Raw genomic sequence first — 15,140 nt, forward strand, 5'->3', positions numbered from 1 at the left:
GCTACAGTTAATGCTGGTGCAACCCGCATCACCTCCCCGGCGACAACGTCGCTGCAACGCTGGCCCGCTGTCTGTCGCGTGACCGGCGTATCAGGTCTTGCACACGGCGATATTACGCTCGGCCGAGTTTACTTCGCAAGCCTGCCTGCTTCTTCATGCCGCTCTCCTCACACCCTTTCGAAAGGACTTGCCATGACCAACACGACCATTCACCTGACCATGCAGGGACGCGGAGGCGTTGGTAAATCGTTCGTCTCCTCTCTGCTGGCGCAGTATCTGCTGCATTACGATGTGCCGATGCGCTGCTTTGACACAGACCCGGTGAACGACACGTTCAGCCAGTACACTGCCCTCGGCGCGCGCCAGATTAATATCCTTGGCGCCGACAACAATATCAACGGTCGCGCCTTCGATGAACTGGTCACCGCCTTGCTGGAAAACGACCGGGCTGCCGTCATCGACAATGGCGCCTCGACGTTTGTGCCATTGATGGCCTACCTGGTCGAAAGCGGTGTACTGGACGTCTTGCAGAACGCCGGGCGCCAAGTCCTGCTGCACTCTGTGCTGACGGGTGGGCAGGCGTTCGACGATACACGCAAGGGCCTGGAAGGTATCCTGGCGGCGCATCGGGCCCCGGTCGTCGTATGGATCAACGAATACTTCGGACCGGTGGAACGCGGCGGCTATGGGTTTACGGATTCGGCACTGTACGCGCAGAACGCCGACCGTATCAAGGGCATTATCCGACTGGAAAAGGGCAACAACGATACATTCGGCAAGGATCTGGAACTGATGTTGCAACGCAAGCTGACTTTCGCCGAGGCCCTGGACAGCGAGCAGTTTGGCATTATGCCGCGCCAGCGCCTGACGATGACCCGCGATGCCATCTTTGCCCAGATGGCCGCCGTTGACTTGTGACAGGCTGCCGGTGGGATGTTGCGTGCAACCCTAGCCTGTGCGTCTGCCATTGCGCCAACGCGACGATGAGCGCGCCCTAATGCATCGGGGCGAGCATTCGCCATAGAATGCCCGCCCCGTTCCACTCACGCATCAAGCCATCACATTTCGTCGGCGCTCTCTTCCGCCTCGCCCACGTCGCTCACCTCATGCACCGCTGCTTCCTCCCGGCTGCGCAGCAATGCTGGCAACCAACCCGTCCCCGCGAACACTTGCTGCGCAAGCTGCGCTGCCACCTCCTTGGTAGTCCCTTCCAGCGGTACGGCGGCCTCTTTCGACACAGTCGTCGACACCAGTTCGACCAGCCGCGCCTTGGTCAGATAGGCGAAGTAGCCGTCCGCCGTTGGCTGCCACCATTGCCGCATGTCGAGTCCTACTTCGTTGGCCACTTCGTCGAATCCCGCGTGCGCCCCCTCCCCTGACTGTACCGCGTCAATAGACCGGGCCACGGCCAAGGCCAGCATCTCCAGCAGCAGCTCCTGTGTGAGGCTGGCGAACCATGCCAGTGGCAGGCCCGTCGGCAGGGTTTGTGGGTTGAACCCCTGCTCGCGCGCCGCCATTGTGCGCGCGGCCGGGCCCTCCGCCACATCGGACGGGCAGGCAAACGGCACCATCTGGATCTTTGCCACGCCGCTTCCCCGGCCATACAGATTGCGCCACAGGGCTTGCACCGCCAGCGCCAGCGCGACATGCGGCTGCTGCAGCACGGTCGCCGCCAGCGCCATGGTCCGGTGCGCGGTCAGGTGTCGGACGAGCCGTTCCGGGTGCGCTGGACGCTCACCGCGCTGCGCCTTTGCTGGCTGCGCCGGCACCTTGTCCTGCGGTCGGATCAGGTGCCGGTGAATAACCGGCCTGCCATCGCTGTCGATGGTCACCAGTGCGCCAGCAACGGCATGGAAGGCCTCTTCCGGCACCACCAGCGCGCGCTCGATCGCCTGCCTGCGCTCGCGCAGACTGCGCAACTGGCGTTCACGCGCCGCGTGCTGCTTATCGGTCAATGGGTCCGAGGTTGTCGCCAGCACCCTTTCGCGTTCAGCGTCGATTGCCGCGAGTTGTGCCTTCTGCGCATCGTCGGGTTCGATGTCGCGCAGGGGTGCCCGTCCATACCCGGCCACAAAGGCATGATCGGCGCGCAGCACCACGGCCACCCATGCATGCCCTTCCCTGCGCACGCGCTGCGCCAGTCGCTCCAGCCGTGCCACCGCCAGATCTTCCAGCAAGGCCGCATCGGTTAAATAGCCATCGCCCTGCTCGCTGAACAAATCCTTGCGGATGACCGCGCCCGCTTGCTCCAGTGCCGCGATGCCGACAAAGCGCGCCACCCGGTCGGTGCGCACATTGATCTCGCCTACGGTCAGCAGGTTATTAAGACGCCATGCCGAGCGTTCATGCGGCGGCAAGCCTTCCCATGCCCGCACCTGTGCGTCCTGATCCTCACTGACGGCCAGCGCAGCCATTTGCTCGTAGTTCGCCTGATCCTTGCGGTACAGGTCCAGCAGTGTCGGCGCCACCCGTGCCAGCCGCAGCCAGCGCCGTACTGCTGCGGTATCAGTGCCGAACGCCAGCGCCAGTTCGTCGGCATCGCGTCCGGCGCTCGCCAGCGCGAACATTGCATCGAACACGTCCGCCGGGTGCATCGGCTCGCGGCCCATGTTCTCCGCAAGGCTGATGCCGATGGCTTCCTGTTCCGACACGATCAGCACGATGATTTCGTAATCCGACGGCAGTTCGCCCTCGGCGATCAGTTCACCGATACTGTCCATGCGCCGTTCACCGGCGACGATCTCGATCCGGCCCGTCGGCACGCCATCGACGATTTGCCAGAAGCCGACGAGGTTCTGCAGCAGCCCCTGCGAGCGGATCAGTGCTTTCAGTTCGGCCAGCGGCGTACGCTTGCGGCGCACGTTGTAGCGGCTGCGCGCCAGTTGCGCATGCATGGCTCGCGCCATGGTGGCATGACGCAACGCCAGCGCGTTGTCCTGCATCGGGATGGGTGACACAACACTTTCAGGCATATTCAGTACTGCGGCCATGATGACCTCCATTGAATGACAGTCAAAACCGGCATCGGATGGTGCGGCGGCGCTGCCGGCAGAACACCGCCGCGCCCTGCCGTCAATCCAGCGCCTGCAGGATGTCGGTGTGCTCGCCGTGCATGAAGATGAATTCGCGTAACTGGTGGAATGCCCGCACGAACTGCGCACCATCCCAGCGGAACGACAAGTGGCTATACACCATTGCGCACGCGATAATGCCTGCCGCGTCGGGGCTGACGATTCCCTCGTAACCGTTGCCTTCGACGATCATCAGGTACGGCTTGTCGCCATCGGGCGCCATGTAGAAGCCGCCGTTATCGAGTTCGTAGTAGTGCCAGTAGCCGCCCCGGTAATTCTCGGACAGGCGGGCCAGCGTGCCGTACGTTGCATGCTCGGCGACGATGCCCATCACCCCGAAGTGCCGCGGCAGGCAGTCGATTCGTCCTGCCTCCCCCACCCGCTGCGCGCGCACCACCCGTTCCACCACCGCATTTCCATTGCTGCAATCCATGACAACCTCCGTCAGAAAGATGTTGATCAGAAAGAGAGGTCGAAATCGCATCCTCTCATTTGATCTCTCTCGCTCTCGCCCTCAGGGCGAGCGGGGAGTGGGTGGTTTGCCAGGCAGTGGGGCGTGACGGGCCGCTTGCTGCTCGCCCGTCGCGCTGTTTATCCCCCCACAAGCCCCCCTCACCCTACCCGGGGGGCTTGTGGGGGGATTCGCGCGATGGGCCCCGTGGCCCCGCTGCCGCCGTTTTTTCGTAGGGGTTGTCAAAGGGCGAGAAGGCGGCCGGTTTCATAGCGCAAGCGGCGGCTCAAGGGGCATGACAGCGTCGTTTGCTGGCATGTCCCTTGAAAGCCTTCATGCCCTCACTTCAGGCCTTGTGGGGTTGACGTGGCATTTGACTGGGCCGGCCGACCCGCGCAGCGGGCACGACAACGCATTGCCGGGTTTGCCCTGCTCTTCATCCTGAGCGGTGCGCCTGCGCTGCGCGATCCGGACAGACCTGTGTGGCGCCGCTGCAGCCTGCTGCTGCGGTGCCATGCCGTTGACGCGGCCTTCGCTGTTGACGTCGACGTTGCTGTTGACGTTGACGTTGCGATAGGAGGACTGGAGGCGGCCGCAGGCCGGTCCCGCAGGGACGGAGCGCAGCGAACCCGAAAGGAGGACGGGCCCGCAGGGCATCGCCCAGCCCTGCGCCATGCTCCGGACCGACATCATCCCGCCACTGGAGAGAAGCCGTGGCTGCTGGCCGCACCAGCATATGCCCGCGCTGTATGGGGTAGGCCATAGCATGGTGGCTGCGGACAGAAAATTCGGCTCGCCTGGAGGATGATTGGCGATGCGGCAAAGGTGGCTACATCGATCGACTGCCTCGCCTATGCAAATCGGAACATCGGCCTGGCAGGGAGCGAGTAACCGACAAAGCTGAAAGTACAGCAATGCCCGTTCTGAGGCGTCACCTTCGTATTACGGGACGGAGAACAGACGGCTGCTCAGACGGCTGCTGAGCGGTGGCGAACAGGTGGTCAACATCCATGGGCTGATCGGAACGGCAAGGCTTAACGGTGTCGGCACCGAAGCTTCGTCACGCCATACTATCCGTGATTGCCGGCTGCACCGCCAAGGCTGCAGGCCTGTCGCTCGCCGCTTCGAATGTCACGGTCGACCAGGTGCTGTTCGTCTACCGAGACACGAGCCCAGGCCGCGAGGTCAGCGTGCAGTGCACCCTGATCAAGGACCACGCGTGCGCAGCCACCCTTCAGGGTGACCGTCGGGCACTCCATCGACAGAAGAGCATCGTTCACGCGAACGATGTCCGTAGCGACGCAGTTAAGCTAGCCCGTGCGATCCGTTTTGTTCACTTGACCTGGCGACGGCGCAGTGCGACGCCGACCAGGCCCAAGCCTGCCAGCATCATGCCGTACGTTGCTGGTTCGGGTACGGCCGAAATGGTTAGCGTGTAGCGACCCAAACGAGAAGCGTAGGATTCCGTCAACGCATATGTACCGGGCACAAACTCGAAACCATCTTCGCTCTCGGCATATACCTGGCGACCGTCGGCGGTTAACAGGCGGAAGCCGGTCGCGTAATCACCAATCCCCATTCCGTTGCTTGCGAAGGTGACGTCGGCTATGTCCCAGAGCGACCCAGGAAACGAGCCGGCGACTAGTGTGTAACGAACATACCTACCCGGCGTGTAGACACTCGGCTGATCGCTGTCGAGCTGCCACGTCGCCGTGTAGTCGCCGCTTACAGTGAACTGATACAGTTCCGCGTTTGCAGCGTTGGCCCAAAGTAGTGTTGCCGCAGCCGCAGCGCCGCACAAGACACGGGTCAGTTTCATTGCAGTCCTTAGTGAATGGTTGATATACCGCCATGCGACGGCTTAATTCAAGCTTGGCCAGCGGCCTGCTTTGTTCACTTGACTTGGCGACGGCGCAGTGTGACCCCGACTAGACCCAAGCCTGCTAGCAGCATGCCGTACGTTGCCGGTTCGGGCACGACGGAAATGTTCAGTGAGTAGCTACCTGCACCAGTCAGGACGTCAAACCCGGACAGTGCATAGGTACCTGCGGCAAACACGAAATTATCTTCGCTGCCGCCATAGATCTGCGGACCTGTGCTCTGCAGTAACGGTGTGGCAGTTCCGGAATCAACAATAAAGAGCCCGCCACCTTGTGAGCCGTTACCAAAGCGAATGTCGGCTATGTCAAAGGGAGAGCCGGGATACGTGCCGGCCACATCGTAATAGGAGATACCATTTCCAGGTGAGGCGCTGTCCGGCTTATCGGTATCGAGCACCCACTTCGCCGAGTAGTCGCCGCTCAGGATGAACTGGTACCGCTCCGCGTTCGCCGCGTGGGCCCAAAGTAGTGTTGCTGCAACAGCAGTGCTGCACAAGACACGAGTCAGTTTCATTGCAGTCCTTAGAAGTGGTTGAGATGGGTACTACGCAACGGCGTACATGGCCCCATGGCGTTGTGACGTTAGCATGTCTGCATCCGGTTTTGTTCTAAGCGGTTGCATTATTGCCATCGCGATGCTCAGGCCGGGAGGGCAAATGTTGGCCGAGGGCCGGGGCGAAAGTCTGACGCCTTTCGGGCTGGACACTGCACTGTTCCTCACGCGCGAAAATTCCCAGCGCGGCCCAGGTGCGCGCAGACTTCTGGGAGGCGGCGCCGGACAAAACGATCACCCTCGATTCGCTGCTGGAGCGGTCGGAAGTGGCTCATCGGCATAGACGGCGGCGGGTCCAGTTTCCGTACTGTTCAGGTAAGGCGCGCAAGCTAACTGGCCGACAGCGTTCCCTGCTCCAGATCCTTCCGATACCTCACTACCGCTAGCTGCACGTTATTTGATCTGGCTCAACCCGTCGGCGATCACGGAACAGCGTACTCGACCCACCGTCGATAATCCCCGAGCCGGCAAGGACCTGCACCGGCTCCTCCAGCCTTCGCTACCGGAAAGATCATGGACGAGACATTCGACACCGCCATGCCATATCGCCTTGCACAACTGGACCTGGATGACGACCAGATGCTCTACGCAGCAGCCTACATGCAGGGTGCCGAGTCGCTCGCGACGATCCGCCACAAGGTGGTGGTCTACAACCTCCTGCTGTTGATCGCCGCGGTCGTCTCTGCGCGCATCGTCAGCGACTCGCCCCAGCTGTTCGGCAGCATGCGCTACCTGTTCGACATCATCGAACACGTCGCCCCAGCGCTCGCGGTATTGGCAGTGCTGGCGACGTTGATCGGGGAATTCCTCCTGAACAGGCAACTCGCCGCCACGACATTGCCTTGCGACGCCAAGCAGCAACTGCGCAGGCTGGCATCGAGCATCGATGGCTATGTAATCCGTCGCTTCATGAGACGCATATTCCGATGGATTCGGCGTCACTGATCCACGTGACCGATAGGTGCCTGCTGTTCGCCGCGGATCTCACACACGTTGACACGCCGGCGTTAGCCAGACAGTCTCATGGGACGCTGGTCAGAGCTTTACGGTGGCAAAACACTAGACTCATATAAACTTGCAAGACTCTCTATCCGCACCCATCGGCCATGACGTTTCTGATCGCTATCAACTGCATCATGTTGTACGGAATCTGGGCATTCTTCAGCTCGGTCAGTCCCAAAAACAGGGCGACACCATCGCGGCAGCTCGCCGCTTTGGTGACCTTCCTGGGCACCGGGATCAGCAGTGCCTCTGTCTTCCTGCCACTGATGATGCCGGAACTGCGCTGGCAGCAAGCAACACCCCAGATCCTGCTCGCAGGCGCCATCATGACGGCAGTGGGATGTGCAGCGGTTCTGTATGGCGGTCGACGCAGCAGTGAAAAAACACCCTTCAGTGCGGCGGCACTCGCCGCGCTTCTCGGCTGTCTCTACCTGGGGTTCACGGCACTCGACCATCTGCACTTCTACCAGGACAAGGAGCGGACCGGGTACCTCGATGCGTCGATCGCCGAAGAAGCGGGTGTGCCGTGTGCACGCGGCTTTATCCTTGTCAGACTCGAGCCGGATCGCCGCGAAGCCACCTACCGATGCCCCAGCAACATCGTGTTCGGCGATTACCTTGACCAACCCTTTGTGCCTTGGCCATCGTATCGCGAAGGTTCCAGCGCGGAACTGCCGCTCGCCATTCGGCGGCTGCAGGAGAGTGCCAGCCGCGGACGCCAGCATTGAACATGCGGCAAGTCTGGAGCAGCCGCAACATCATCGACCATCCTAGCGCACTTAACTTCACCTGACCTGCCGCAAGCCGTTTTCATCGCCGATCGCTACACTCGAGCCAGGTAACCGCGGCAGCGCCCTGGCAGTGCGGCCCACGTCAAAGCACCAAAATGAAAGCGGACCGCCATCGCGCCGTGCAGACTGGTAGCGTTGATGCCAGCATTGCGGACGTGGCGTGCCAATCGACGTGCGGGCACATGACCAGGCATGGCGGATTGTGGTGAAACGATGCGCAATCCCCATGCACGTCCGCGTAGAGCCTAACGCGTCGCATACCTGTTTCAAGATTGCAGGAACCGACGTCGTGCGGCGCCCAGCTTGCCGATGTGCGCATGGACACCCGGAAAACCCCAAACTCCCTGGTAGGAACCCCTCATGGACACGAATACCGTACACCTCATGCTGCAGGGCCGTGGCGGCGTCGGCAAGTCGCTGGGCTCCGCGCTGCTGGCGCAGTACCTGCTGCACCGGGACGTGCCGATCAGCTGCTATGACACCGATCCCGTCAACGATACCTTCAGCCAGTACGGGGCATTGGGTGCGAAGCGTACCGATATCCTCGGACCGGACAAGAACATCAACCCCCGCGCCTTCGACAGCCTGGTCGATGCCCTGCTGTGGGACGACAAGATCGCGGTCATCGACAACGGCGCCTCGACCTTCGTGCCGCTGATGGCCTACCTTGTCGAGAACCACGTGCTGTCGGTACTGCGCGACGCTGGCCGACCCGTGCTGCTGCACTGCGTGCTGACCGGTGGCCAGGCATTCGACGATACGCAACTGGGGCTGGAAACCGTGCTGTCCGCACACCAGGCGCCCGTCGTCCTCTGGATCAACGAATACTTCGGCCCGGTCCGACGCGACGGCCGCGGCTTCGAAGACTCCATTCTCTATCAACGCCACGCCGACCGCATCCGTGGCATCGTCCGACTCGAACGCGCCAATGCGGACACGTTCGGCAAGGACGTCGAGCTGATGCTGCAGCGAAAACTCACGTTCGCCGAAGCGCTGAATTCAGACCACTTCGGCATCATGCCGCGCCAGCGCCTGAAAATGACGCGCGACATGATCTTCAATCAGCTCGCCGCGATCGGACTGTGACATGGCCAAACGCCCCAAGCAGCAAGAACTATCGCTCGAAGATTCGGAGCGAATAGAACCAGTTATGCCCGAGTTCATCGACTACCCGCCGGTCCCTGCCCCGCCGGCGGATGACCACGTCGACGACGTCATTCATCAAATCTTCAAGCTCACCGGCCAGAAAGTCACCCGCGACGATCCGGTGGTGGTGGCCGCCTTGCTGCAGACGAGCATGCTCGACGACATCGCGCAACGCATCGGCGACCAGCTGGCCAAGCGAACCACCGAAGCCACGGCAGAAATGGCCGCCGCGGTCGCGGCCAGCCGCGCCCACGTTGAAGCCGTCGACCGCGCCGTGGCCCGCGCCTACGCCCAGATGGCCGATGGCGTCCACGCCGTCAGCGACCAGGAACTGACCGCCCTGCGCGCCAGCTTCGCCCGCACGGCGGCCGAGACCCTCGACCACATTCGGCGCAACGTTCTGCGCCGCAGTGGGTGGCGTCACTGGTGGAGAGACCCCGCGGCATGCTGCGTTGGCCTGGCATTCGGCCTCGCCGTCGGCAGCATCGCGACGCTGGCCCTGACACGCGGACCGGACGCCGAACAAAGGCGTTTGCTTCACAATGGCATGCTCCTTGACGCCGCCTGGCCAAAGCTTGCAGACCACCAGCGCACACTGATCGGTAGCGCGCTGCACACGAAGTCAGGAGACACGCTAGCGGTACCTCCTGCAACGACTCGCACGTTCCAGAATCGTAGCGGAGAGTAAAGGATCGTCCTTCGATAGCGACATCAGGCTGAACAGATCCAATTGCGACCACGCTTTCCCGGTTGTCCCGTGGATCAAACAATACAGGGTCCTATACTAAAAAACGTTTTGACCGAGTAGTTCGGCGATCTTCTGAAGCAGTTGCCCTAACCCAGCTCCACATCAACGTTCTGACTGCCTGAGTACGAGAAGCTGGACTACCGTCGCGACACGCTGATCGCGATCTATGCAATGAGTTCAGTGCCGTACAGCGTCTGATTGGACCGAAAACTGTAGGCCACCAACCGTCAGTGCCCAATACTTGAGTAGGATCATAGTTTGCGATGCTCATCGTGTACATTGCCTTCTAACGATGCAGGAGATTCTACTGCTTCGTATTTCTTCAACTACTCGCACTTAGCCGTTGCCACACCGGTGCCAGATAAGCATGTGCGCCCCTGTTCTGCTCGGGCATAGTAGCTGGCCCGACATTGTAAGAATATCTTCGTATAAGTTAGCATAAGCAATAGACAGCACAGAAATAGACATTTTATTATCATACTTTTCGGAATATGTCATTCTCTATCTCTCGAAACCTGAAATCCAATCGAAGTAAGTGAGGCATGTTCCCGCACTCACGGCCATACGCATTAAAAGAGATGGCTTTCCATAAATGGCGAGCCGCTTCATCGAATAAACTTTAGTGCTGTGTTCGCTGCAAACATTTATCCGGACAAGTACCGTTAGCACATCCATGGAGAAATAATTCAAAGCCGTTCAGATAGCAATAAATCATATAAGTTGATTCCTTACAAACTACAGGTATTATTTCGCCAACTCAGTTGAATCCGTGTCATCAGAATGTTGTAATGCGACGACTTTACGTTATATTGCTGATATGAATAAGAGATTTTCGACGGCCGTTTTATCACTATTATTTGAAAGAATGTATCCTATATAGTGTCCCGCTGTAGGGCTCCTGATCTCGGTGCGCTTACAGCTTACCTTGTTAGCGTTGTCCATCCCCATACTTATGAACCTTACCAATCTGAGCATCGGAACTCGCCTGAGTGCAGCCTTTGCATTGATCCTCCTTTTACTCGGCACCATACTTTGCGGCACCTTGTGGCAACTTCATGAAATCGACGTTGCGAAAGGAAAAATGGTCGAAGCGAGTCACAAGGCGAAGCTCGCGGCTGCTTGGCGGGAAGGTATCGCGACAAACAGTGTCCGAACGCTCGCGAAAGCTCGGAGCGCCGACCCGGCTGAAGAGCAAGTACTCGACAGTGAAATGAAAGAAGTGAGTGCCCAGGTGAGCAAGGTGCAAGAGGAACTGGAAGGCCTCGTCACTAGCGAAGAAGGAAAAGCGAACCTGCAAGCTGTCGCCGCGCAGCGCAAGACCTACAGCGCGATCCGTAACGACGTCTTCAAGCGCAAGGCCGATCTTGGCACCAGTGCCGATTTCAAAGCGATCGTCGTCGACAAGCTCGTTCCGGAAATGAAGAAATATCTCGCGACGATTGATGCCGTCGTTATCTATCAAGACAAGCTGTTCCAGGAGGCAAATCGCCGGATCGAGGAAGTTCATACACACGCCAAAAGGCTCCTGATTGCCTTGGGAACCCTGGCATTAGGGTTCGGCGTGGTGTTAGGTGCTTTGCTTACTCGAAGCATTACGCGCCCGCTGGCTCGCGCGGTCAGCGTGGCCCAACAGGTGGCCTCCGGTGACTTGACCGCAGATATCCAGGTGACTTCGACAGATGAAGTCGGCACTTTGCTTGCGGCGCTGAAGAGTATGAACGAGAGCTTGCTGAAGACGGTGTCGCAAGTGCGCGCCGGCACGGATACGATCGTCACAGCTTCACAGCAGATCGCTGCCGGCAACCTTGATCTATCGGCGCGCACAGAGCAACAGGCCAGCTCATTGGAGGAAACGGCCTCGTCGATGGAAGAGCTGACGAGCACGGTGCGCCAGAATGCCGACAACGCACGTCAAGCCAACGTCCTGGCGCAGAATGCCTCGGGCATCGCAACGCGCGGCGGCGACGTTGTCTTACAAGTTGTTGGCACCATGTCATCAATCAATGAATCTTCCAAAAAGATCGCAGACATCATCGGCGTTATTGACGGCATCGCATTCCAAACCAACATTCTGGCGTTGAACGCTGCGGTCGAGGCGGCACGGGCTGGCGAGCAGGGACGGGGCTTCGCAGTCGTTGCGTCCGAGGTGCGTAATTTGGCGCAGCGCTCGGCGGCGGCCGCGAAAGAAATACGAAACCTGATCAGTGACTCGGTAGAAAAGGTGAACGTCGGGGGACAGCTCGTCGAACAAGCAGGTACCACGATGCAAGAGATCGTCGATAGCATCACGCGCGTCACGGCAATCATGGCCGATATCGCCAGCGCAAGCGCCGAGCAAACGCTGGGTATCGAGCAGGTCAACGCGGCGATCACTCAAATGGATGATGTCACGCAGCAAAATGCTGCCTTGGTTGAAGAAGCGGCAGCCGCGGCAAGCTCTTTGGAAGACCAGGCAGGTTCCCTTTCCCAGCTGGTCAGTACGTTCAAATTGGTTGGTAGCAGCGGAAAGCACCACAGCGGCGCAGTCGCTGTTCGTGGCTATCAATCGAATACGCCAAAGGCTGCGGCAGCATTTTGACTTCAGGATCGCTAGATGCCAGCCGGTGAAGGAATTGCGTGTTCCGCAAGTCTGTGCCGGCCTGCAGATCGGCGGTGCGCGCTGGCGTTGCGCAGGAAGGTAGTGGCTTTGATCGGGTGGTCAAAGTCTAGCGGGAGCGCAAGCCTGGAAAGCTTCCTGGTGGAGCCAGCCGCGGCGTCAGACGCGCCGCCGCGACCGCGCGCGCCACCGCGCGCCGCCAAGGACCAGCAAGCCCGCCAGCGCCATGGACAGCGCACCTGGTTCGGGCACGAACGAAACGGACTGGGCTGTGGTCGAGGTATTGAAGGTAACCGTGCCGAGCTGGCCCTCCAGGCTGGTGTTGTCATGGGCCACAGTCATCGTCCACGACTCGTCCACGTTGCGCGGGCCCGACAGCGGATCGACGGTTGCGGCGGCAAACGCAGCGTCCTGGTAATAGGCTGTCGGCTCCGGCAAGTCCCCGAACCACAGGCTCATAACGCCTCTGCCAAAGAACCATTCGTTCAGCGCCGGCCCGCTCGTCACCCCGGCTTGAACGTGCATGATCGTGCTGAATTCGACGCGGGTGCGCGGCGACAACGTGAAGCCCATGTAGCCGGTGTCCATGTATGCGCCGGTGCGCACGCCACCGTGCGTGCCGTAGTTGGCGCTTGCTTCGACAGTCAGCTGTTGTGTGGCGGGCATGGCGCGGCCATCGAGCCGCCCGGTGACCGCCCCGGCGCTGCCCAAGTCGTAGCTCAGCTCGAGCGGCTCGGTGCCGACCGCAGCCTGCTCCTGGTGGCCGGTATCAAACCCCATGCTGTAAACAACGCTGGCGAATCCCAGGTGACTCGGATCCGACGGGTTGGGATTCGGCAGCGGTTCGAACACCAGCGAAGGGGCAATACCGTCTGCCGTATCGAGGTCGACAAGCGTATAAGTCAGCTGACCCACGGTAACACTGCCGGAGGCGCCGGCACAGGCTGGTGCCGGGTGGGCGGCAAGTGCAAGCGCGAACACGGCGGTGAATAATTTCATAGCGGCTCTCCTGCTGGGATTTCATTTCCAGCGTAGCAGGCGCCTGCTCCACGTTCCAGTAAAAAACCCGCCCCTCGGTCAAATTCAGAAAGATACGGCAAGTCATGACGAAGAAGCACGCGGCCGTAAGCGACCCATCAGCGCTCCTGAACCCGCGCGTAGTTGCTTAAGCACTGTGCGGCGTGACCGGGCAGATCGGCGTAAATATCTGGTAAGAATCGGAAAGTAACGTCACTTCCAATTTGCTAAAATGTCAACGGGACAATCACTTGCACATTGAAATCTAGTCGCCAGCAAGCTTGTCGCGCGCGCTCAATCACAGGGGAGACGTTGATCCGACAGAACACTGAACTAGCCGAACTTGTCGATGCTGCCGTCATCGTACAAGGTACGTTTGAAACCTCACGGGGGGCTGCCCTTCTGGTTGCAGGTAGGGTACCGGAGGAAATTATCGAGCGGGTCCTGTCCGGCATGACTTCGCAACGCCGGGTAGTAAGGTGGCGGGCCCCCGACGGGACCATTCAGGTACGTTCGGTATTACGTCGAACGCGGCGCAGGACTTGGTGGCGCATCTGCGCAGCCGGATGTCCCTTCGCAGCTATCGGCTTGTTCAGGAATGCAGCCGCAGTCTTTCGATGACTGCGCCTCCAGTGTCGAGCGGAACACACAGGACCTGAGCAATACAAGATCTGATGGTGTTGTCATTGCGGATAGATAACTGCGGTCCGTGTCAGCGCAGGCCCCATGTCAGCAATCGTCAACGCAGTGGTGTTCTGACATAACCCAACGCACTGTCGGTGCCGATTTTCGATATCCTGACGTATGACTCTACCGATAACTCAACACATCGAAATGACGTGCCGCCGCGCGAATTTTTCGCGGGCCTCCCTTGTTGAGACGGCAATACGCATCGAGGTGGAGCATGGCTTCGCTGCTGGGGCGGAATTCCTCGCTTCCGTAGGCTGGTCAACTGAGGAGATCAAGCGCATCCTTACGGAGCCTGAAAAAAGACGAGCACAACCATTCAGGTAGTATTACCTTACATCAGTGAATTCGAGAAGACCGGCATCGAATTTAAAATCCGTAAAACGATGAGCACTACTCAAGTATGTACAGCAGAAGAGACGGCAGTGCGATATTGCCCCTCACCTTCTGCGTGAGCTTCGACACTCGTGTAGGTGAGCGGGCCGTTTGCGGCCACCTGTGGCCCCCTACGATCTTTCGGGGAAAACAGCACTCGTTGCGCAGTGTCAATCGGAACTCTGTGTTTTCGTAGGTAAGCAAGCGCTTCCTCTGTACCGATCATTCGTTGGAACACGATAGCAACCTCGATGTGCTGGCGGGTCAATATATCCGCGCGCGGTATCTTATTCATCATTCTATCCTTACAAGCTAATGCAAATTCAGCGCTATGCGGTATTTCGCCTGCTTCGGCGGTCTGCGCTGCTTCCTGAGCAGCAAGCCATGCCAATTGGCCGAAGCTGATGAGATTGCCTGGAAAGAACCTGAGCCAGGAGATGAACGGGAAGGCCTACTGACACAACAAAGCTGGTCACCTTTGTCTCGTCAAAAGCCAGTTTCGTAAGAAGAGCAATATCAATCAGCTCGGCAGTGCGGTTATCAATTCTGCGTGTCATTATCTCTGCGCTTTCGTGGCCAACACCATATCGAAAAGTTGTTGTCCATTCCGTTAAATGCCGCACCGTAGACGTCCACTGCTGACTTCGCTGAACCACATTGCATCGTATCGCAGCTGTTCTCACGCACGCCGTATAGTGCAGTAAAGGAACAGCCTGCCAGGACAATGCGTCAATGATTCTCTTGTCGCATTCAGACGCACCACTGGTCAGGGACGATCAGAAGTGCTAAATGCGTTAACGCTGCCCCACTGAGTGCCGCTGAC

At 59.5% G+C, this 15,140-nt stretch carries 12 protein-coding genes; 6 read left to right on the plus strand and 6 right to left on the minus strand.

The window, feature by feature from the left end; genetic code table 11:
* The first annotated feature begins 192 nt into the window (after positions 1 to 192).
* Positions 193 to 918, plus strand: a complete 726-nt coding sequence (locus tag FHS02_RS12225; RefSeq protein ID WP_137311996.1) for a P-loop NTPase family protein — start codon at positions 193 to 195, stop codon at positions 916 to 918.
* 140 nt (positions 919 to 1,058) lie between these two features.
* On the opposite strand, the gene FHS02_RS12230 is transcribed toward FHS02_RS12225, so the two are convergent.
* From FHS02_RS12230 to FHS02_RS32175, 5 genes are all read right to left on the minus strand, one after another.
* Positions 1,059 to 2,990: a ParB/RepB/Spo0J family partition protein gene (locus FHS02_RS12230; protein WP_175424653.1), complete on the minus strand. Its 1,932-nt coding sequence runs from the start codon at positions 2,988 to 2,990 to the stop codon at positions 1,059 to 1,061.
* Positions 2,991 to 3,072: 82 nt separating this feature from the next.
* Positions 3,073 to 3,504: an antirestriction protein gene (locus FHS02_RS12235; protein WP_175424652.1), complete on the minus strand. Its 432-nt coding sequence runs from the start codon at positions 3,502 to 3,504 to the stop codon at positions 3,073 to 3,075.
* Positions 3,505 to 3,855: 351 nt separating this feature from the next.
* Positions 3,856 to 4,197 (minus strand): hypothetical protein, encoded by a 342-nt coding sequence (locus FHS02_RS12240; RefSeq protein ID WP_137311993.1) that lies wholly within the window; start codon positions 4,195 to 4,197, stop codon positions 3,856 to 3,858.
* Positions 4,198 to 4,855: 658 nt separating this feature from the next.
* Positions 4,856 to 5,341: a PEPxxWA-CTERM sorting domain-containing protein gene (locus FHS02_RS12245; protein ID WP_137311992.1), complete on the minus strand. Its 486-nt coding sequence runs from the start codon at positions 5,339 to 5,341 to the stop codon at positions 4,856 to 4,858.
* A gap of 74 nt (positions 5,342 to 5,415) precedes the next feature.
* Entirely contained in the window at positions 5,416 to 5,916 is a 501-nt protein-coding gene (locus FHS02_RS32175) for a PEPxxWA-CTERM sorting domain-containing protein (protein WP_137311991.1), read from the minus strand.
* A 552-nt stretch (positions 5,917 to 6,468) separates the two neighbouring features.
* Between FHS02_RS32175 and FHS02_RS12255 the strand changes: the two genes are divergently transcribed.
* The 5 genes from FHS02_RS12255 (at position 6,469) to FHS02_RS12275 (ending at position 12,220) form a co-directional block, all read left to right on the plus strand.
* Positions 6,469 to 6,900, plus strand: coding sequence for a hypothetical protein (locus tag FHS02_RS12255; RefSeq protein WP_137311990.1), 432 nt, complete (start codon positions 6,469 to 6,471; stop codon positions 6,898 to 6,900).
* 161 nt (positions 6,901 to 7,061) lie between these two features.
* Positions 7,062 to 7,685: a hypothetical protein gene (locus FHS02_RS12260; RefSeq protein WP_137311989.1), complete on the plus strand. Its 624-nt coding sequence runs from the start codon at positions 7,062 to 7,064 to the stop codon at positions 7,683 to 7,685.
* A 423-nt stretch (positions 7,686 to 8,108) separates the two neighbouring features.
* Entirely contained in the window at positions 8,109 to 8,834 is a 726-nt protein-coding gene (locus tag FHS02_RS12265; RefSeq protein ID WP_137311988.1) for a P-loop NTPase family protein, read from the plus strand.
* A 1-nt stretch (position 8,835) separates the two neighbouring features.
* Complete coding sequence (locus tag FHS02_RS12270) at positions 8,836 to 9,582, plus strand: hypothetical protein (protein ID WP_137311987.1); 747 nt, start codon at positions 8,836 to 8,838, stop codon at positions 9,580 to 9,582.
* A 1,012-nt stretch (positions 9,583 to 10,594) separates the two neighbouring features.
* Positions 10,595 to 12,220: a methyl-accepting chemotaxis protein gene (locus FHS02_RS12275; RefSeq protein WP_137311986.1), complete on the plus strand. Its 1,626-nt coding sequence runs from the start codon at positions 10,595 to 10,597 to the stop codon at positions 12,218 to 12,220.
* 177 nt (positions 12,221 to 12,397) lie between these two features.
* On the opposite strand, the gene FHS02_RS12280 is transcribed toward FHS02_RS12275, so the two are convergent.
* Entirely contained in the window at positions 12,398 to 13,237 is an 840-nt protein-coding gene (locus FHS02_RS12280; RefSeq protein ID WP_137311985.1) for a PEP-CTERM sorting domain-containing protein, read from the minus strand.
* Positions 13,238 to 15,140 lie beyond the last annotated feature (1,903 nt).

This window comes from Pseudoduganella umbonata (assembly GCF_014192225.1).
GTDB lineage: Bacteria > Pseudomonadota > Gammaproteobacteria > Burkholderiales > Burkholderiaceae_D > Rugamonas > Rugamonas umbonata.

What these genes read in the sequence shown, in the direction of transcription:
- FHS02_RS12245 (WP_137311992.1), bottom strand. Translation starts at nt 5,341, where the DNA reads ATGAAACTGACCCGTGTCTTGTGCGGCGCTGCGGCTGCGGCAACACTA.
- FHS02_RS12265 (WP_137311988.1), top strand. Translation starts at nt 8,109, where the DNA reads ATGGACACGAATACCGTACACCTCATGCTGCAGGGCCGTGGCGGCGTC.
- FHS02_RS12270 (WP_137311987.1), top strand. Translation starts at nt 8,836, where the DNA reads ATGGCCAAACGCCCCAAGCAGCAAGAACTATCGCTCGAAGATTCGGAG.
- FHS02_RS12240 (WP_137311993.1), bottom strand. Translation starts at nt 4,197, where the DNA reads ATGGCGCAGGGCTGGGCGATGCCCTGCGGGCCCGTCCTCCTTTCGGGT.
- FHS02_RS12230 (WP_175424653.1), bottom strand. Translation starts at nt 2,990, where the DNA reads ATGGCCGCAGTACTGAATATGCCTGAAAGTGTTGTGTCACCCATCCCG.
- FHS02_RS12235 (WP_175424652.1), bottom strand. Translation starts at nt 3,504, where the DNA reads ATGGATTGCAGCAATGGAAATGCGGTGGTGGAACGGGTGGTGCGCGCG.
- FHS02_RS12255 (WP_137311990.1), top strand. Translation starts at nt 6,469, where the DNA reads ATGGACGAGACATTCGACACCGCCATGCCATATCGCCTTGCACAACTG.
- FHS02_RS12280 (WP_137311985.1), bottom strand. Translation starts at nt 13,237, where the DNA reads ATGAAATTATTCACCGCCGTGTTCGCGCTTGCACTTGCCGCCCACCCG.
- FHS02_RS12260 (WP_137311989.1), top strand. Translation starts at nt 7,062, where the DNA reads ATGACGTTTCTGATCGCTATCAACTGCATCATGTTGTACGGAATCTGG.
- FHS02_RS12225 (WP_137311996.1), top strand. Translation starts at nt 193, where the DNA reads ATGACCAACACGACCATTCACCTGACCATGCAGGGACGCGGAGGCGTT.
- FHS02_RS12275 (WP_137311986.1), top strand. Translation starts at nt 10,595, where the DNA reads ATGAACCTTACCAATCTGAGCATCGGAACTCGCCTGAGTGCAGCCTTT.
- FHS02_RS32175 (WP_137311991.1), bottom strand. Translation starts at nt 5,916, where the DNA reads ATGAAACTGACTCGTGTCTTGTGCAGCACTGCTGTTGCAGCAACACTA.